The organism is Rheinheimera sp. (genome assembly GCF_030690345.1).
Taxonomy (GTDB): Bacteria; Pseudomonadota; Gammaproteobacteria; order Enterobacterales; family Alteromonadaceae; genus Alishewanella.
The window spans coordinates 490,323-508,960 of record NZ_JAUYGV010000008.1; the positions used below are offsets into that span (position 1 = coordinate 490,323).

Here is an 18,638-nt window from a genome sequence, read left to right on the forward strand (position 1 = left end):
TATATGATATTTCGCATATCTAAAATAAAGGATATGCGACATGCAGAAAAAATCACTGCTGTTTATCTGTACCGGTAACTCGGCCCGCTCGCAGTTAGCCGAAGCACTGTTCCGCCAGATGGCCGGAGCAGAGTTTGAGGTATACAGCGCCGGCACCGCCCCGGAGCCGATAGACCCACGGGTATTTACAGTACTGGCTGCACGAAATATTTCAGCTGAACACCTGCACAGCAAAGACCTGTCCAGTCTAAGTGAACGTTACTTCGACCATGCCATTACGCTGTGTGACAAAGCCCACCAAAGTTGCGTTACTCAGGTAAAGGCAGCACAAATTCTGGCGTGGGATTTTGCCGACCCTAAAGCCAAAACGGGTACCAAAGCCTTTGATGTCGTGCTGAACGAGCTGAGCGAGCGGATTAAATACTTTTTACTGTTTAGCCAGAAATACCGCGCTAAACCAGAGCAGCTGAGCGATGCATTAAGCTTTTATAAAGCATTGGCAGATGATACGCGGTTAAAAGCCCTGCTGCTTATTCACCAGCAACAAGAGCTGTGTGTTTGCGAGCTTACCGCAGCACTGGATGAAACCCAGCCGAAAATTTCCCGCCATTTGGCGCAACTGCGCAAAGCGGCCATCTTGCAGGACCGCCGCCACGGCCAATGGGTGTTTTACCGCTTAGCCGATAACCTGCCGGCCTGGGCATTAGAAGTGCTGCGGCTTACCGCGAGCAATAACGGCGGCTTTATCGCCGCTAACCTTAACAAACTGAATCAAATGGGCGACCGGCCGCAACGCGCCGCGCTGTGTAACTGAGACTAAGGAATAGCTAAATGACAATTAAAGTAGGCATCAATGGTTTTGGCCGTATTGGCCGGCTGGCCCTGCGCGCGGCGTTTGATTGGCCTGAATTTGAGTTTGTACAGATTAACGACCCGGCCGCCGATGCCGCCACCTTCGCTCACCTGCTGAACTTTGACTCGGTACACGGTATCTGGCGCCATAATGCCGCGGCCGATGGCGATAACATCGTCATTAACAGCAAAACCATTAACGTAAGCCAGAACAAAGCTATAGCCGACACCGACTGGTCACAATGCGACGTGGTAATTGAAGCCTCCGGTAAGATGAAAAGCACAGCCGTGTTAGAGGCTTATTTAGCTCAGGGCGTAAAACGGGTGGTGGTCAGTGCGCCGGTAAAAGAGCCGGGCGTATTAAACGTAGTTATGGGCGTAAACCAGCAGCTGTACAATAAAGAGCTGCACCGCATTGTTACCGCTGCCAGTTGCACCACTAACTGCCTGGCGCCGGTGGTAAAAGTCATCCACGAACAACTGGGTATTAAACATGGCAGCATTACTACTATTCATGATTTAACTAATACGCAAAGCATTCTGGATACGCCGCACAAAGACTTACGCCGCGCCCGCGCCTGTGGCAGCAGTTTAATTCCCACCACCACCGGTTCGGCTACCGCCATTACGGAAATTTTCCCTGAGCTTAAAGGTCGCTTAAACGGCCATGCTGTGCGGGTGCCATTGGCCAATGCCTCGTTAACCGACTGCGTATTTGAAGTAGAACGCGCCACCACCGCAGAAGAAGTGAATGCTCTGCTAAAAGCCGCTGCAGAGGGGGAGTTAAAAGATATTCTGGGTTATGAAACCCGGCCTTTGGTGTCGGTGGATTACAAAACTGATCCGCGCTCAAGCATTATCGATGCGCTCTCCACCATGGTCGTTAACGGCACCCAGGTAAAAATTTATGCCTGGTACGATAACGAATGGGGCTACGCCAACCGTGCGGTGGAACTGGCCAAACTGGTTGGCCTGCAGGACAAGCACTAAGTCATGCATATCGGAACAAGCCTATGCTAAGCACACTAAGTCCGCAGCTACGGCAGTATATGCTGGTAACGGCGAATTACTGGGCCTTTACCTTAACCGACGGTGCGCTGCGCATGCTGGTGGTGCTGCATTTTTACAGCCTGGGTTACAGCGGCCTGGCCATTGCCATGCTGTTTTTGTTTTATGAAATTTTTGGCGTTATTACTAACCTGGTCGGTGGCTGGCTGGGTGCGCGCATCGGCTTAAATAACACCATGAATATCGGCCTGTTGCTGCAAATATTGGCGCTTGGCATGTTGTTACTGCCGGCAGAGTATTTAATTGTGCCTTGGGTAATGGCCGCCCAGGCGTTATCCGGCATCGCCAAAGACTTAAACAAGATGAGCGCCAAAAGCAGCATTAAACTGCTGGTGGCCGATGATGCGCAAAGTACCTTGTTTAAATGGGTTGCCATTCTTACCGGCTCGAAAAACGCACTGAAAGGCATTGGCTTTTTCCTCGGCGGCTTACTGCTGAGCCTGTATGGCTTTAGCCTGGCCATCCTGCTGATGCTGCTAATGCTGGCTGCGGTGTGGCTGTTCAGCTTATGGCGTTTAAAGGCTGATCTGGGCAAAAGTAAAACCAAGCCGAAATTTACTGAGTTGTTGTCGAAAAGCCGCGCCATTAATGTGTTATCCGCCGCCCGTATGCTGCTGTTTGGCGCCCGTGATGTTTGGTTTGTTATTGCGCTGCCGCTCACCCTGGCCAGCCAGTTTGGCTGGAGCCACTGGGCAGTGGGCAGTTTTTTGGCACTGTGGGTTATTGGCTATGGCGCAGTGCAAAGCATAGCGCCCATGCTTACCGGCAAAACCCGCCTGCCTGATGGTCGCATGTTAACATTATGGGCACTGTTATTGTGTGCGATACCGGCCGCTATTGCGGTAGCACTGCAGCAACAGTGGCAGGCCGAAACCGCCCTACTTGGCGGTCTTATGCTGTTTGGTGCCGTGTTTGCCATTAACTCTTCCTTACACAGCTATATGATTGTCAGTTATGCCAACAGCGATGGGGTGTCACTGGATGTCGGTTTTTACTATATGGCCAATGCCATGGGTCGCCTTATCGGCACTGTGCTGTCGGGCTGGGTGTATCAAGTGGCGGGCTTAACCGCATGTTTATGGATTTCGTCCGGCATGCTGGTAACTACCGTGCTGGTATCACTGCTGTTGCCACGGCGCAGCGCATGACATTCATCAGCGGCTGCTCTACACTGCAGCAAGCCGCTGATACCGATTGGAATACTTCATGCTAAACCTGCGACCGCGCCAGTTATTGCTGCTGTCTTTGCTGGCCGCTTTTGCCACTATGGCGCTGAAAACTCTGGCCTGGTATCTAACCGGCTCGGTCGGCTTTTTATCTGATGCAATAGAATCACTGGTTAATGTCGCCGGCGCCGGTTTTGCACTGTTAATGGTTACTATTGCCCGTCGCCCGGCAGACGACAGCCACCCTTATGGCCACAGCAAAGCCGAATATTTATCGGCCGCTTTTGAAGGTGGTATGATTTTCCTTGCTGCGCTGGCCATTTTTATCACGGCCAGCGCGCGCTTAATTAACCCGCAGCCGCTTGCCAGCCTGGGCTTAGGCACCGCCCTTACGGTGCTGGCCAGTTTAATCAACCTCGGCATTGCCCTGCTGCTGTTACGCGGCGGAAAACAGCATAACTCGCCGGCACTGGAAGGAGATGGCAAACATTTAATGACCGACGTCTGGACCACAGCAGGGGTTGTCGCAGGTGTGGGCCTGGCAGCAATAAGTGGCCAATACTGGCTGGATCCGCTGGTGGCCATAGCGGTAGCGCTGCATATATTGCATGAAGGCGGCGGCATCTTGTATCGTGCCGTTAATGGTTTAATGGACAAAGCATTGCCACAGCAGCGCATCAGTGACATTGAACAAGCCTTAGCGCAGTTTGCCAGCGGCAAGGTACAGTTTAGTAATTTACGCACCCGCGCTGCGGCTACCTTACAATTTGCCCAGGTAGATATGCAGGTACCACCACACTGGACCGTGCAACAAGCGCATCAGTTAGCCGATGACGCTGAACTGGCGATACAGCAGTTGGGGGTGGAGCTGGTGGTACATATTGAACCAAAAACCACTGATTAGCTGGTATTTTTAACATTCAGCGCTACAGTTAATCAGACCCAGCTAAACTAATATGGCGCCAGCGCAGTATGCCGGAACAGTACTTTTCCGCTCATGACACCGAAGATTTCCAGCAGCAAATCAGCCATTTCCGTATCCGTCGTTTACTGCAAATTACCGGTTTTACTTTATTTGGCTTAATTTTGGCGATGGCCGTCGCCAGCGGCACCACTAAGCTGCTTATTTTGGCCGGCTGTATTGCCCTGCTGCTTGCCGGCGGCTTTGCCCTGAAACAACAAGCGCTAATCTCTGCCTATATCTTGCTGTGGTCGATGGCACTGATGTTGTCGGCCCTGGCCTATGTCTCCGGCGGCCTGCGAGATCTGGCCCTGCTGGGTTTTCCCGGTTTATTAGTCTATGCCGCCATTTTGGGCAGTGTAGGCTTGTTCTATTCGCTGTTGTTATTCGTGATGGCATTTTGCAGCCTGGTTACCGCCTTAACCCTTAGCGGCCAGCTACACCCGGTGATCCCCGCACTGGGTTGGCAACATTTGCTGTTTGTGGCCGTTATTTTGGCGGTAACCGGCTTTAGCGTGTATTTAATGGTGCGCGATATGCGCCTGCTAATGCTGTCACTGCAACAGGAAAATGACAAAGTGCGCCACAGTCGCAAGGAGATTGAACGGCTGGCTCATCATGATCCATTAACCGGCTTACCTAACCGTATTTCCGGCGAACAGCTGTATAACCAGTTACTGCAACACTGTCGCGAGCAACAGCAGCAACTGGCGGTGTTGTTTCTTGATCTGGATAACTTTAAGCCGGTAAATGATTCGTTAGGCCACTCCGCCGGCGACATATTGTTGCGCCAATTAGCCGGGCGCTTGCAGCAGGCATTAAACACAGAACAAAAAGTCGTTCGTTTTGGTGGCGACGAGTTTCTGTTTCTGGTACCGACCGACGCCGACAAACAACAACTGAGCCAATTAGCAGTGCAGCTGATTACAGAAGTCACCAAGCCGTTTAGCATTATGCAAACCGACGTCAGCGTATCCGGATCGATTGGTATTGCCATCGCACCAGGTGACGGTAGCGAATTTAACGTCTTGTGCCGCAAAGCCGATTTGGCCATGTATAAAGCCAAAGAAGATGGCCGCAATACCTTTCGCTTTTACGACGACAAATTGGATCAGGACAATGTCGACAAGTTTAACTTGTTGCAGCGCCTGCGACTGGCCATTAAGGAACACGGCTTTGAGCTGCATTATCAACCGAAAGTAGATTTACGCAGCGGCTGTATCAGCTCAGTTGAGGCCTTGCTGCGTTGGCCACAAAGCGACGGCAGCATGATAAGCCCCGCCGAATTTATTCCGTTGGCTGAGCAAAGCGGCTTGATCAGCGAACTGGGCAATTGGGTAATTGCCGAGGCCTGCCAGGCTGCGGCACGGTTAAGAGCACAAGGCTTCAGCGAGCTACGCATGGCGGTAAACCTGTCTTACGTGCAATTTAAAAACACCGGGCTGGAGCACACAGTGCAACAGGCGCTACGCCGTGCCGGCCTGCCGGCGGCAGCGCTGGAGTTGGAGCTGACCGAATCCTTGTTAATCGGTGATACCGACTTTATTCAACACCAACTTAATGCGCTAAGCCAATTGGGGGTAACGTTTGCGATTGATGATTTTGGCACCGGTTATTCTAATCTGAGTTATTTGCGCAGCTTTAATGCCACTACCTTAAAAATAGACCGCTCTTTTATTGCCTCATTGTGTGTATCTGAACGTGACGAGCCGCTGGTACAGGCCATTATTAATATGGCCGCCAGCTTAGGCCTGAAAACGGTGGCCGAAGGCATTGAAGACGCCGCCACCCTGCAACGACTGCAAGCGCTGGGTTGTGATGAGGGCCAGGGCTTTTACTGGTCTGCCGCCGTAGCAGAAACAGCCGTAATCCCCCTGCTTAACCGCCACAATCAAACAATAAACAAATAAAATAACACTATATAAACAAACAATATACTTAATGCTTTCATCACTATAAATAAGCCGGCGTTATTTTCTTATTAAACCGACCTGCTACTTAAAAAACAATCAAATTGTGTATATAATCGCCGGCCTGATACAGGCTTATTACCTAAATTAGATAAAGTTTATTTAAACCAGTAGCGCATATTCAACGTATTAAAAAGCTTAAGCAATTAATACACAATCATTATGCAGCCGGCAGTGACGCCAGCCAAAGTATGCTTCACGGACAGTAGTAGTACCCTAAGTTGTAGATCAGGTTGTAGCATGTCAGACGTTTCCGGAAAGCCGCGCACTTTAACACTACCCCACCCTTATTTTGTCTGGTTGGGGCAGCATAATGCCGAGCCCTGGCACCCCTGGTTTGATAACTTTCACTCTGCCGATGAGGTAATAGCAGCCGGCAAAACGCCGGAGCTGATTGTCATTGCTACTCAGGCTGAAGAGCAGGATGCGCTGTTAATCAATTTACGCCGGGCCGATCTCACCTCGCATTGCCTGATCCTGACGCGACACGAAAGCGCTTTGTCGCCTTTTCTGGCCAACGGCTTATGGCAAAACGAGTACAAAGAGCAATATCAGGCTTATCAGCTGCGTAAACAGCAGCTGAAGCTGACGTACCACGACGATACCGGCCACAAACTACTGGCCTACCTGTGGCTGCATGATGAAACATTACAACCGCATGCGGTACCGGCCAAACCCTGGCTGTATCAATACCCGCTGTTAAAAGCATGGGGTATTAAACCGGAAGACAGTTTCAGTTGGCTCAGCGGCTTAAAACAGCAAAACTGGCTCGACGCCGGCAAGCTGGAAAACCGCGTGCGCTTTTGCCCCTGCTGCCATTCCGGCCACTTAAATTACATTGATGTCTGCCCGCAGTGCCACAGCATAGATACCGAAGCACAAAGCAGTTTGCATTGTTTCAGCTGCGGCCATGTCGGCGCTCAGGCATCTTTTCGCAAGATGTCGACCTTAAGCTGCCCGAACTGTCTGCAGCAATTGCGCCATATCGGTGTAGATTACGACAGGCCGATTGAAAACCAGCACTGCAACAGCTGCGATACCTTGTTTACCGATGCGCTGGTGCAGGCAGAATGCTTACATTGCCACAGCAACAGCAGCCTGACCGATTTGCAGGTGCGCAATGTCTACAGCTATAAACTGGCAGCCAGTGGCCGCAGTCTGTTACGTCAGGGCCGCAGCCACAGCGTGTTTAGCCTGACACCCGGCGAGCAGATGCCGATGGCGCAGTTTTACTGGCTGATAGACTGGCAAAACAAACTGGCCAGACGGCATAAACAAAGCCACTGCATTTTGTCGGTACAATTGTTAAATCTGGACCAGTTCCTCGCCAACGCCGGCGAGGCCAAAGGCTTTGCGCAATTAGATGCACTACAGGACCGGTTGCGTAATATGATTCGGATCACCGATGCCTGCAGCAACTACAGCCGTGACGGCCTGCTGATGTTGCTACCGCTGACCGGACTGGCGCAGATAAAACATGTCTACACTAAGCTACTGGATATTCAGCAAAAGCAAGAAACACCGGCGCTGGAACTCAGTGTTAAAGCCATTACCTTGCCGGCCGATACCGGCGACAATATTGCCGACTGGTTAACCGACGAGCTGATCAAAGCCACGCCGCTATGAGTGACCTGAACACCCTGGCCTATATCCTGTTGGGTATGTGGCATACGCTGGCAACGCATTTATCCTTGCTGGTGTGGCTGCTACCTTTGGTATTGCTGTACGAGTTGCCGCTGATGCTGTTGGTAGTAAGTGGCATAGTGCGGTTTTATCATCAACGCTATCTTAGCGTACCCAGGCAATCGCTGTACCGGCCTAAAGTCAGCTGCATTATTACCTGCTACGCCGAAGGCGAGGCCGTAAAAGCCACCATAGATTCGCTGGCCGAACAAAGCTACGACGGCGAAATAGAAATTATTGCCGTGGTAGACGGTGCCGTACAAAATGCCCTGACCTACAGCGTAGCCAAAGCGGCCGCAGCGGCCTGTAAGCTGCCGAACCGGCGCGTTATTGTCTTGCCGAAATGGCAGCGCGGCGGTCGGGTGTCCACCCTGAATGCCGGGTTAAGCATTGCCAGCGGTGAAATAGTAATGAACGCCGATGCCGATACCTCGTTTGATAACAATATGATAAGCGAGGTGGTACCCTACTTTGCCGACCCCAACGTGCCGGCTTTAGGCGGTGCACTGCGAGTGCGTAATGTGCAGGACAGCCTGCTGACCCGGATGCAGGCCATTGAATACCTGATCTCCATGCAGGGCGGCAAAACCGGCCTGAGCCAATGGAACCTGCTGAATAATATTTCCGGTGCCTTCGGTGCTTTTCGCCGCAGCTTTTTGCAACAAATCGGCGGCTGGGATACCCATACTGCCGAAGATCTCGATCTAACCGTACGCATAAAACAGTATTTTGGCCGCCACCCCAAGATGCGTATACCCTTTGCCACTCTGGCCATTGGCCATACCGACGCCCCGGCCGATTTAAAAACCCTGGTGCTGCAACGGCTGCGCTGGGACGGTGATTTACTCTTTCTGTACCTGCGTAAACACTGGCCGGCGTTTAGCCCGCGCCTGCTCGGTAGCGGCACCTTTATTTTTACCCTGCTGTATGGCGTAGTGCAAAACGTATTAATGCCCTTTGTCATAGTGGCGTACAGCATAGGGCTGGCGCTGAGTTATCCGTGGCAAATTTACGCCACTATCGGCATCAGCGTGTACCTGCTGTATTTAGCAATCCTAAGCTTTTTTTATGCGCTGGTGCTTATCGCTATCTCCGAGCGGTTAAAGCAAGACCTGCGCCTGCTGCCCTGGTTACCGCTTTACCCTTTTTATGCCTTCTTTATGCGGCTGGTGTGTTTATTCGCGCTGCTAAATGAAGTGGTACGCCGCTCACATGAAGAAAGCTCAATGGCGCCCTGGTGGGTGCTCAAACGTGGAAGAAAGTTTTAATGAAGATCAGTTACTCCGCCGGCGCCAAAAGCACCAAGCCGACCATAGAGCAAGGCCTGAAAGTAGACTACGCTGCCGCGAAGCGAGGCGCTTATAAAGCCCGTTGGTATATGTTGCTGGCTGTGATCATTCTGCCGATGCTGCTGATCCTGTGGCTGCTGCTGCGGCCCAAGCTGTTGGTATTGGCACCAGGCATAGTGACCACCGACCCGATAGAGCTGCGCGCGCCGGTGGCCGCCAGATTGCTGAGCATAGAGGTAACCGAAGGTCAGCAACTGCAGGCCGGCAGCTTGCTATTACAGTTACATAACCCACAGTTAGATGCGCAAATTGCCGAACTGCAAAACCAGCTGGCGCAGCTGGCACTGCCGGTGGATACCAGCGACCTGAGCGTATTACAACAGCGTGAAGCTGCCATCGCCATTGCCGGCGACGCCGTCACGCAACAAGCAGCTTACCTGCAAAGTTATCAGGATTTTAAGCGCTCCGGTTTGGTATCAACCCATGAGATGGCGGTAGTACAACAAACACTGACTAACGCTAAGCTGGCCTTAGAGCAGGCCAAAACAGAAGTAGTGCAACTGCGCCAGCAACAGGAAATTCAGGCGCTGGCCGGCACTGTGGCTCAAGCGCGACGCCAGTTGCAGCTTAGCTTGGCACAACTGCAGGCGCAGCGAAGCCAGTTACAACTTCGCGCCACCCAGCCGGGCAAGGTTATTGCTGTTCAGGTAAAGCCCGGCGAATACCTGCGCCAGGACCAACCGCTGCTGATTTTATCCAACCGGCCACAACCGGTTATTTTCGCTTACCTGCCGCCTAAGTATATGAACTACGCCAAACCAGGCCAACAGGCCAGTGTAAAACTGCCGAACGGTGATAAGGTGCGCGCCAGCATCACCGAACCAGCCGAGTTACTGCAGCGCCTGCCGGCTAATCTCAGTGGCCCCTTCGACGGCGAGCAAGCGGTATTGCGACTGACGTTAACGCCACAGCAACCACTGCCGGATATTGAAGGTTTACCGCTGGAAATCAGCTTTGATTATTTGTGGTAAAAGCCGGTTACAACGCCAAATACCAACTGGCGATGGAGAAATACAACACCACGCCGGCGACGTCGGCTATTGAAGTGATTAGCGGGCCGCTTGCGGTGGCCGGATCGAGTTTAAAGCGGCTGAGCAAAAACGGCAATGATAAGCCAATTAAGCTGCCGGCCATGACGACCAGCATCATGGTGAGCGCCACGACCACGGCAATATCGTAACCGCCGCGCCACCAGCCTAAACCCACCACAGCGGCTGCCATGGTTAAACCAAGCAAGCCGGCCACCAGGCATTCTTTACCGAGTAAATAACCCCAGTCGCGAAGTTTAATGTCGCCTGTGGCCAATGCCCGCACCATCAGGGTGCCTGCCTGGGCGCCGGCATTACCGCTGCTACCGATTAACAGCGGCAGAAAGAATAACAAAGCAATGTGGCTGGAAATGGTACCTTCAAAATAAGCAATGCCGGCGCCGGAGAAGATATTGCCAAACACTAAAATAACCAACCAAAACACCCGCTTGCGATACAAGAGCCCGATGCCGGCGTCTTTAACGCTGGTTTCAAGCTTACCGATGGTGGCGGTTTTGTGAAAGTCCTCGGTGGCCTCGGCGGCGGCCACGTCCATCGCATCATCGTAGGTAACAATACCCACCATCTGGTGTTCATTGTTTACAATCGGCAGCGCCAGTAAGTCGTACTTGGCAATAAGGGCCGCGACTTCTTCCTGTGGCATATCGACAACGGCATAAATCGGGTCGTGGTTAATCAGCTCTTCCAGCGGCATTTGCAGCGGTGCCAGAATAAGATCCCGCAATGACACTACACCGATAAGCTTGCGCGCAGCATCTACCACATAAGCGGAATAAATGGTTTCTTTATCCGGCGCTTCACGGCGCAATGAGTCCAGCGCCAGGGTTACTGTCAGTTCCGCCGCCAGGATGGCATAGTCTGAGGTCATAATGGCACCGGCGGTGCCTTCTTTGTGTGACGTCAGCCGCAACAAATCTTCCCGCTCGGCTTGCGCCAGCGCTGGCAGCAGAGTTTCGCGCTGTTCGTCGTCCAGGCGGTTAAATAAGTCGGCGCGTTCATCTGATGACATCTGGCGGATAATAGGCGCCAGCTTGCGCCGGCTGATGCTGATAGACAGCTTTACCTGCTGTTCAGCCGGTAAATAGCCGAATACTTCAGCTTGTTCAGCCCGTGGAAATACAGTAAGCAGGGTCCATAGATCATTCGGAGCAAATTCGACCAGCGCAGAGGCTAAATCGGCCGGGTGTACATCGTCCAGTTGCTCACGCAGCAAAGGCACCGTATTTGACTCCAACGCGGTGCGCAGCGTGCCGATCAGCACAGGTAATTCCATAGCAACCTCTTACTAAACAGGCTTAGCAAGGGCCGCTATTCGCGCAGCTTACCAAGCAGAATTCTTATCGGGGGTATCAGTTGTCAGGCCACGCCTGCTACCGGGTATATCCATACCGGGCACGTCCATACGGGTACTCGCTCTATTTTACTGAATTAACATATTGCTGAATAAGCAAAATTTGGCGCTATTGTATAAAGCATAGCAACTAATCTCAACCAGGCTGTGGACAATAACGCACAGTATAATATCAGGCCGTGCAACGGCTTAACTTGCCAACAGAGTTGAAATAACGTTAACTGATAGCAATTGTGCAAGCGCTTGTTTCAGTTTACCGGCCAGGAGGGCAGGCTTATGTTACGCAGTCTAAGCTGCTTATTTACCGTGCTTTTTTCCTGCGCCGTGCAGGCAGAGTGTACTGACATCAGCCCGCAGCAGCAGGCTGAGCTGCCTGATGATGTCACTATCGGCAGCATCAGTTACCGGCGTAACAATGTGTTCGACCTGACAGAAAAAGGCACCTTTTGGCTGCACCGTTTCGCCAATTACAGCCATATTATTACCAAAGAACCCACAGTGCAGGATGACTTACTGTTTCTGCAAGGTGCAGCGCTAAACCTGCAAGAGCTGGAAGAAACCGAGCGTTTGCTGCGTAACCGCGCTTATATCCGCGATGCTGCAATATCGGTGAGCCAATATTGCCCACAGAGCAACAGTGTTAATGTGCTGGTAGAAACCTGGGATAACTGGTCGCTGCTGCCAAAGATAGATTTCAGCAGTGAAGGCGGTGAAACTGATTACTCCATTGGCATCGCCGATGACAACCTGCTGGGTAGCGGTAATCAGCTACAGCTGGATTATGCCAAAGACAGTGAACGTACCGGTTATCTGCTGAGTTTTGCCTCGCCGAATATCTTTGGTACCCATTGGAATGCCCTTACCCGCTACGCTGATAACTCCGACGGTGAAAGTTACCACTTTACTCTGACCCGGCCGTTTTACCGCTTGTCATCGCCCTGGGCTTTCAGCCTGGATCTGGAAAAAAACAAAGAAGAGATCAGCGATTATTTACTCGGCGATGAAATTAACCTGTACGACCGCGAGTTAAAGTGGTTTGAAAGCTACGTTGGTTTTAAACTGGCTCAGCGTGCTAATCATATTCACCGGCTGAATATCGGCTTTACCCTGAACGACACCAACTTTCAACAAACTGAGTTGACGGTGTATGACTTACCGCCGGAGCGCAACCTGTCAGCCATCTGGCTGGAGTATCAGCTGCTGGTCAGCGATTATCGTAAGCTGTTTAATATTAATCAGTTTAACCGCGTGGAAGACATTAATTTGGGCTGGCAGGCGCGGCTGCGCTTGGGCCGTCTGCAATCCTGGTTGGGTGCTGACGACGCCGGCTGGCAACTGGATACGGAACTGGCCAAAGTGTGGCAACTTAACAACGACATTTTTTTGTTGGGTAACAGCCGCTACCAGGCGCTGTGGTTAAGTGGTGTTAATCAGCATTTATTCAGCAACCAGTTGCAACTGGTGTATCAGCTGAACAATAACAGCAGTGCTGTGGGCATAGTTAACGCGGAATTTGGCCGCCAGCTGTTTCAGGACGAAGCGCTGTACTTAGGTGGTGATACCGGTTTGCGCGCCTTTCCGTTGTACTATCAACGCGGTGACAGCCGCATTGTGGCCACCGCAGAGTACCGCTACTTTACCGACTGGTCGATATTACAGCTATTGGATGTCGGCTTTGCCGGTTTTGCCGATGCCGGCCGCAGCTGGGGTGCAAAGCAGGATTTTGACAGTAATATTGATGACGGTGTGCTGTTTGGTGTCGGTGGTGGTATCCGTTTACTGTCGTCACATTCCAGCCGCGGCACCATGATCCATATTGATCTAACCCATCCTTTTAGCGACAACCCCAAGCTGGATGCCTGGCAATGGCGGGTTACTGCGAAAAAACGGTTTTAACTCTGGCACTTCGGGCAAAACACAGTACTACGCTGGCCAAGGCGGAGCTCACTCAACACCGTGCCACAGGTTAAACAGGGCTGGCCACCCCGACCATATACCTGTAACTGCTGGGCAAAATAGCCCGGCTTACCGTCAGCCTGGCTAAAGTCTTTTAATGTGGTACCACCTTGTTTAATCGCAGCAGCCAGGGTGTCTTTAATCACCGGCAACAGTTTTGCTAACTGCGGTGGGGTTACCGCTTTGGCTGGTTTAGACGGCAAGATGCCGGCTTTAAACAGCGCTTCGTTGGCGTAAATATTACCCACGCCCACCACCACGTGGTTATCCATCAGCACCAGCTTTGCCGCACTACCGCGTTTGGCAAAAGCCGCCGTTAAATGCGCCAGGTTAAAATTGTCACTCAGCGGCTCCGGCCCCAGGCTGGCCAACAACGGGTGTACTTCACCTTTTTGCTGCCAAAGCACTGCACCAAAACGGCGGGTGTCGTTTAACCGCAACAGCATGCCGCTGTCTAACAGCAGATCAATATGATCATGCTTGGTCGCCGGGGTGTCAGCCGCCAGTACTTTTAAATGGCCCGACATACCCAGGTGCAAAATTATGTCGCCCTGTGGCAGCTGAACAAGCAAATACTTAGCGCGGCGGGTAACCGACAAAATAGGCTGATTCAGCTGCGCCAATACTTCATCCGGCACCCACCAGCGCAGTTGGCGCTGGCGTGCTACCACTTCAACTAACTGCCGGTTTTCCAGATAAGGGCTGATGCCCTGGCGCGACACTTCTACTTCAGGTAATTCCGGCACTGTTACTCCGCCATATCGATTAAAAACAACTGCGCCGCCTGCGCTGCGCTTAATTGATAAAACTGCTGCTGCCCGGCTTGCTGCAATAAGAACTGGCCGTCACCGGCATCAGAGGCCGGATACAACAACCAAATTAACGGCGCCGTTTGCCCCACCAGTTGCACGCTGGCTTGGGCTACCGGTACGCGGCTTTTATCTGCGGCCACCTCAACGGGGGTAAGTGAACTGTGCTGCCAGGCTACGGCAAGCTGGGCAGCATCTACCGCTTTAGCGCCTTGCGGCTGCAATTGCCACTGAGGGCCGGCTTTAATTAAACGTTGGTTGGCAAAGGCGACCATTAATAATTCGCTGTCAGCGGGCAGCAAGCGATGCTCGGCTGTATTCAACTGCGCTAAACGTTGCGGTATGCCATATAGCGCAAACATCAAAATCAGCACGGCAAAAATCAGTACGTTATTCCAGTTACGACGGGACAGTTTTAACATGATAATACCTGTCAGCTAAGGCGACGCGGCATAGTAACGCAGGCGGGTATTAAAAAGCAAAAACCCGGCGTTGGCCGGGTTTCTGTGTTCGATTACTTGATTTTCGCTTCTTTGAAAATCACATGCTTGCGCACTTTAGGATCGAACTTTTTGATTTCCATCTTTTCTGGCATGGTGCGCTTGTTCTTCGTAGTTGTATAGAAGAAACCAGTGCCTGCAGAAGAGACTAAACGGATTTTATCGCGCATTATTTATTTCCTTACACCTTGTGACCGTTAGCACGCACTTCGGCTAATACCGCATCGATACCTTTCTTATCGATGATGCGCATACCACGGGTAGAAGTACGTAATGTAACAAAACGGTTTTCACTTTCAACCCAGAAACGGTGAGTTTGCAGGTTAGGCAGGAAACGGCGCTTAGTAGCATTGTTGGCGTGTGAACGACGGTTACCTACCATCGGACCTTTGCCGGTTACTTGGCACACTCTAGACATGTCAATAGTTCTCCAAAATTACATCAGCTCGAGCTGTCATCACCCTTCCGGCCAAGAAGGTTGCCCCAAAACAAGAGGGCGCAATTTATACACGAATAAGCCACCTTATTCAAGCGAAATCTTTCGCCCGCGCGCAGAGATCCGGCAAGGATCTCTGCAGATCTTCACAGCCAGCCACGCTCAGCAAAGGAGATTACATCGGCATCGCCCACTATAAAGTGATCCAATACCTTGATATCTACCAACATTAGCGCCTGAACTAAGCGTTCAGTAATCGCTCTGTCCGCCCGGCTGGGCTCGGCCACGCCGGATGGATGATTGTGCGCCAGAATAACAGCGGCGGCATTATGCGCTAAAGCCTGCTGAACTACAATACGCGGATACACCGGGGAGGCATCTATAGTGCCGGCAAATAACGGCTCGGCTTTAATCAGCCGGTGCTGGCTGTCTAAATACAGCAATAAAAATACCTCGCGCTGCTCGCCGCTAATCGCATGTTGCAAATAGCGCTTCACGGTACCGGGATCGTTAAACACGGTATCGCGCTGTATTTGTTGCTGTAAATAGCGCTTACTCAGCTCCAGCACCGCCTGCAATTGCACAAATTTGGCTTCACCCAAACCTTTAGCCGAGCAAAAATCAGCCTGGCTGGCGCCAAGCAGACGCCGTAACGAGCCAAACTGATTTAATAACTGCCTTGCCAGGGTTACCGCATCGGTACCGGCGATGCCGGTGCGTAAAAAGATTGCCAGCAGCTCAGCGTCTGACAGCGCCATGGCGCCTCTGTCGAGCAATTTTTCCCGCGGCCGCTCGGTAGCGGGCCAGTGACGAATACTCATGCAATCACTCCCTGAATTGATGCTGAATTTGTGTTTCCATGCTATCTTAGCGCCAGTTTTTTCCACTTCCGGTGGCTCTGTTATGCAGCAAACCCTTGCGCAAAAACGTATTTTACTTGGTATCAGCGGCGGTATTGCCGCCTATAAAAGTGCTGATTTAGTGCGCCGCTTAAAAGAGCGCGGCGCTGATGTGCGGGTTATTTTAACCGACGCCGCCCAACACTTTATTACGCCACTTACCTTGCAGGCTGTATCCGGCAACCCGGTCAGCACCAGTTTGCTTGACCCGGCTGCCGAAGCGGCTATGGGCCATATCGAATTGGCAAAATGGGCAGACATCATCTTAATTGCCCCGGCCAGTGCCGACGTTATCGCCCGCATGGCGCATGGCTTAGCCAACGACTTACTCACTACCTGTGTGTTAGCCACCGCAGCCCCGATTGCTGTAGCACCGGCAATGAACCAGCAGATGTATAAAAACATAGCCACTCAGCAGAATTTAGCCACACTTATAGCACATAATTTTTACATTTACGGCCCGGGAGTTGGTGACCAAGCCTGTGGCGACACCGGCGCAGGCCGTATGTTAGAGCCGTTGCAGCTGGTTAGCGCGCTAGAAGAACATTTTTTAGCTGAACAGCAACTTAATAACATAAAAATTACAATCACTGCCGGCCCGACGCGTGAAGCCATCGACCCGGTGCGTTATATCTCTAACCATAGCTCAGGCAAAATGGGCTTTGCCCTGGCTGCTGCCGCTGCAGCTATGGGTGCCAATGTTACGCTGATCAGCGGTCCGGTGCAGTTGGCCACGCCTGCTGGCGTTAAACGCATAGACGTTACCACTGCGCAGCAGATGCATGACGCGGCTTTAGCGCAGGCGGTACAGAGCAATATTTTTATCGGTTGCGCGGCGGTAGCCGATTATCGCGTAGCAGAAGTGGCCGGCGAGAAAATGAAGAAAAAAGCCGACAGCGCCCTTGAGCTGAAGCTGGTACAAAACCCGGACATTATTGCCAGCGTGGCGGCCCTACCCGCACAGCGGCCCTTTACCGTGGGTTTTGCCGCAGAAACACAAAATGTGCTGCAGTACGCCAAAGATAAACTGGCGCGCAAAAAGCTGGACTTAATTTGCGCTAATGACGTATCCAACAGCCAGTTGGGCTTTAACAGCGATCATAATGCTGTCACCCTGGTGTGGCAGTCTGGTGAGCTGGCATTGCCGGCACAACCTAAAGCCAGCCTGGCCAAAGCGATACTGCAGCATATCTACAGCCAATTTTCCGCCAACTAATTACCGTTAGAATACTATTTGTAATTAAAATAAAGAGTTAAGCCGTAAATGAAAAAAGCTATCGATTTAAAAATCCTCGACCCGCGTATTGGTACTGAATTCCCGCTGCCGGCGTATGCCACACCGGGCTCTGCCGGCTTAGACCTGCGCGCTTGTCTGGATAGCAGCCTGACGCTGGCGCCCGGCGACACTACGTTAATTCCAACCGGGTTATCGATTTTTATCGGCGACGCTAATTTGTGCGCCACTATCCTGCCCCGCTCCGGCCTGGGTCATAAGCACGGTATCGTGCTGGGTAATCTGGTGGGCTTAATTGACTCGGATTACCAGGGCCCGTTAATGGTTTCGATTTGGAACCGCGGCAATGACAGCTTTACTATTGAGCCGGGTGATCGTATCGCCCAACTGGTATTTATGCCGGTGGTGCAGGCAGAATTTAATATTGTTGACAGCTTTGAGCAGACAGCGCGCGGCGAAGGCGGTTTTGGCCATTCTGGCAAAGCCTGAGCGCTGAAGAACAAGAACTGAAGCTTAACAGTGCCGGAGGCCGGTGTACTTGTGTAGCAGCGGCATGGATGCCGCGGAGCCTGAGAGGGCACAGGGATGTGCTCCTTGAAGGCGGCGAAATAAGTATTTCCGGCTGCAGGCACCTGCACCAAACTCTAAGTTACTTTTTACAGGACATGCAATGCCGGCACCACGCAGTACAAACCGTAAAGAAGATATTCTGCAAGCATTAGCCGCCATGCTGCAAAGCAATAATGGCCAGCGTATTACCACGGCAGCACTGGCAGAAAAAGTCGGTGTTTCTGAGGCCGCGCTGTACCGGCATTTTCCCAGCAAAGCACGGATGTTTGAAGGCTTAATCGAGTTTATTGAAGATACGCTGTTATCGCGCATTAACGTAATTCTGGATGAGCATAAAGACACCGCCAGCCGCACCGAATTAATTCTGCAGCTGATATTAGTCTTTGCCGAACGTAACCCGGGCATTTGCCGCATATTAACCGGCGATGCACTGCAAGGTGAACAAGAGCGCCTGCAAGAACGCGTTGCTCAGTTATTTGAAAAACTGGAAACCCAGCTAAAACAATGCCTGCGTGAGCGTAAGCTGCGTGAAGGTAAAGGCTTTAGTATCGACGAAGGCGAGCTGGCCAACCTGTTGCTGGCCACGGTAGAAGGTAAGCTAAGCCAGTTTGTCCGCTCGGGTTTCACCCGGCTGCCAACCCAGCATTGGGCCAATCAGTGGGCATTGCTGCAACAGACGCTGTTTGGTTAAGTGATACCACACGTCAGGTAGTAATGTCAGGGATTAGGAAATGCTTTCTTCGCCGGCTTCAAGGATCACATCCCTGTGCCCTCTCAGCCTGCGC

At 51.9% G+C, this 18,638-nt stretch carries 18 protein-coding genes; 12 read left to right on the plus strand and 6 right to left on the minus strand.

Annotated elements, in window-relative coordinates:
* Positions 1-40 precede the first annotated feature (40 nt).
* The 8 genes from Q8O77_RS17205 (at position 41) to Q8O77_RS17240 (ending at position 10,020) form a co-directional block, all read left to right on the plus strand.
* Positions 41-814: a metalloregulator ArsR/SmtB family transcription factor gene (locus Q8O77_RS17205; protein WP_305556166.1), complete on the plus strand. Its 774-nt coding sequence runs from the start codon at positions 41-43 to the stop codon at positions 812-814.
* Between the two features lie 17 nt (positions 815-831).
* Entirely contained in the window at positions 832-1,842 is a 1,011-nt protein-coding gene (locus Q8O77_RS17210; protein ID WP_305556170.1) for an ArsJ-associated glyceraldehyde-3-phosphate dehydrogenase, read from the plus strand.
* Between the two features lie 23 nt (positions 1,843-1,865).
* A complete protein-coding gene (gene arsJ / locus Q8O77_RS17215; protein ID WP_305556172.1) occupies positions 1,866-3,068 on the plus strand; it encodes an organoarsenical effux MFS transporter ArsJ in 1,203 nt (400 codons plus the stop codon).
* A gap of 58 nt (positions 3,069-3,126) precedes the next feature.
* Positions 3,127-3,990: a cation diffusion facilitator family transporter gene (locus Q8O77_RS17220; protein WP_305556175.1), complete on the plus strand. Its 864-nt coding sequence runs from the start codon at positions 3,127-3,129 to the stop codon at positions 3,988-3,990.
* 68 nt (positions 3,991-4,058) lie between these two features.
* Positions 4,059-5,957 (plus strand): bifunctional diguanylate cyclase/phosphodiesterase, encoded by a 1,899-nt coding sequence (locus tag Q8O77_RS17225; RefSeq protein WP_305556178.1) that lies wholly within the window; start codon positions 4,059-4,061, stop codon positions 5,955-5,957.
* A gap of 300 nt (positions 5,958-6,257) precedes the next feature.
* Positions 6,258-7,643 carry a hypothetical protein gene (locus Q8O77_RS17230; RefSeq protein WP_305556181.1) on the plus strand — a complete coding sequence of 462 codons (1,386 nt, stop codon included), beginning with the start codon at positions 6,258-6,260 and terminating at the stop codon, positions 7,641-7,643.
* The gene (locus tag Q8O77_RS17235; protein ID WP_305556184.1) at positions 7,640-8,968 is read left to right on the plus strand and encodes a glycosyltransferase; all 1,329 of its coding nucleotides are present in this window, start codon (positions 7,640-7,642) and stop codon (positions 8,966-8,968) included. The genes Q8O77_RS17230 and Q8O77_RS17235 overlap by 4 nt, the downstream gene beginning before the upstream one ends.
* Positions 8,968-10,020, plus strand: coding sequence for an HlyD family secretion protein (locus tag Q8O77_RS17240; RefSeq protein WP_305556187.1), 1,053 nt, complete (start codon positions 8,968-8,970; stop codon positions 10,018-10,020). The genes Q8O77_RS17235 and Q8O77_RS17240 overlap by 1 nt, the downstream gene beginning before the upstream one ends.
* A 7-nt stretch (positions 10,021-10,027) precedes the next feature.
* On the opposite strand, the gene mgtE is transcribed toward Q8O77_RS17240, so the two are convergent.
* Positions 10,028-11,371 (minus strand): magnesium transporter, encoded by a 1,344-nt coding sequence (gene mgtE / locus Q8O77_RS17245; RefSeq protein WP_305556189.1) that lies wholly within the window; start codon positions 11,369-11,371, stop codon positions 10,028-10,030.
* Positions 11,372-11,725: 354 nt separating this feature from the next.
* Between mgtE and Q8O77_RS17250 the strand changes: the two genes are divergently transcribed.
* On the plus strand, positions 11,726-13,345 hold the full coding sequence (locus Q8O77_RS17250) for a BamA/TamA family outer membrane protein (RefSeq protein ID WP_305556191.1): 1,620 nt from the start codon (positions 11,726-11,728) through the stop codon (positions 13,343-13,345).
* On the opposite strand, the gene mutM is transcribed toward Q8O77_RS17250, so the two are convergent.
* The 5 genes from mutM to radC form a co-directional block, all read right to left on the minus strand.
* Complete coding sequence (gene mutM / locus Q8O77_RS17255; RefSeq protein ID WP_305556194.1) at positions 13,342-14,151, minus strand: bifunctional DNA-formamidopyrimidine glycosylase/DNA-(apurinic or apyrimidinic site) lyase; 810 nt, start codon at positions 14,149-14,151, stop codon at positions 13,342-13,344. The two genes, Q8O77_RS17250 and mutM, sit on opposite strands and share 4 nt — an antisense overlap.
* A 2-nt stretch (positions 14,152-14,153) precedes the next feature.
* Complete coding sequence (locus Q8O77_RS17260; protein WP_305556197.1) at positions 14,154-14,636, minus strand: hypothetical protein; 483 nt, start codon at positions 14,634-14,636, stop codon at positions 14,154-14,156.
* A gap of 92 nt (positions 14,637-14,728) precedes the next feature.
* Positions 14,729-14,884, minus strand: coding sequence for a 50S ribosomal protein L33 (gene rpmG / locus Q8O77_RS17265; protein WP_008219722.1), 156 nt, complete (start codon positions 14,882-14,884; stop codon positions 14,729-14,731).
* 11 nt (positions 14,885-14,895) lie between these two features.
* A complete protein-coding gene (gene rpmB / locus Q8O77_RS17270) occupies positions 14,896-15,132 on the minus strand; it encodes a 50S ribosomal protein L28 (protein WP_040551802.1) in 237 nt (78 codons plus the stop codon).
* A gap of 164 nt (positions 15,133-15,296) precedes the next feature.
* Positions 15,297-15,971: a DNA repair protein RadC gene (radC, locus tag Q8O77_RS17275; RefSeq protein ID WP_305556223.1), complete on the minus strand. Its 675-nt coding sequence runs from the start codon at positions 15,969-15,971 to the stop codon at positions 15,297-15,299.
* Between the two features lie 82 nt (positions 15,972-16,053).
* Here radC and coaBC point away from each other — a divergent pair, with 82 nt between their 5' ends.
* The 3 genes from coaBC to slmA all read left to right on the plus strand — a co-directional run bounded on the left by coaBC (position 16,054) and on the right by slmA (position 18,544).
* Positions 16,054-17,265: a bifunctional phosphopantothenoylcysteine decarboxylase/phosphopantothenate--cysteine ligase CoaBC gene (gene coaBC, locus Q8O77_RS17280; protein ID WP_305556226.1), complete on the plus strand. Its 1,212-nt coding sequence runs from the start codon at positions 16,054-16,056 to the stop codon at positions 17,263-17,265.
* Positions 17,266-17,313: 48 nt separating this feature from the next.
* Positions 17,314-17,772: a dUTP diphosphatase gene (dut, locus tag Q8O77_RS17285; protein WP_305556229.1), complete on the plus strand. Its 459-nt coding sequence runs from the start codon at positions 17,314-17,316 to the stop codon at positions 17,770-17,772.
* Between the two features lie 181 nt (positions 17,773-17,953).
* The gene (gene slmA, locus Q8O77_RS17290; RefSeq protein ID WP_305556232.1) at positions 17,954-18,544 is read left to right on the plus strand and encodes a nucleoid occlusion factor SlmA; all 591 of its coding nucleotides are present in this window, start codon (positions 17,954-17,956) and stop codon (positions 18,542-18,544) included.
* Positions 18,545-18,638: the final 94 nt, after the last annotated feature.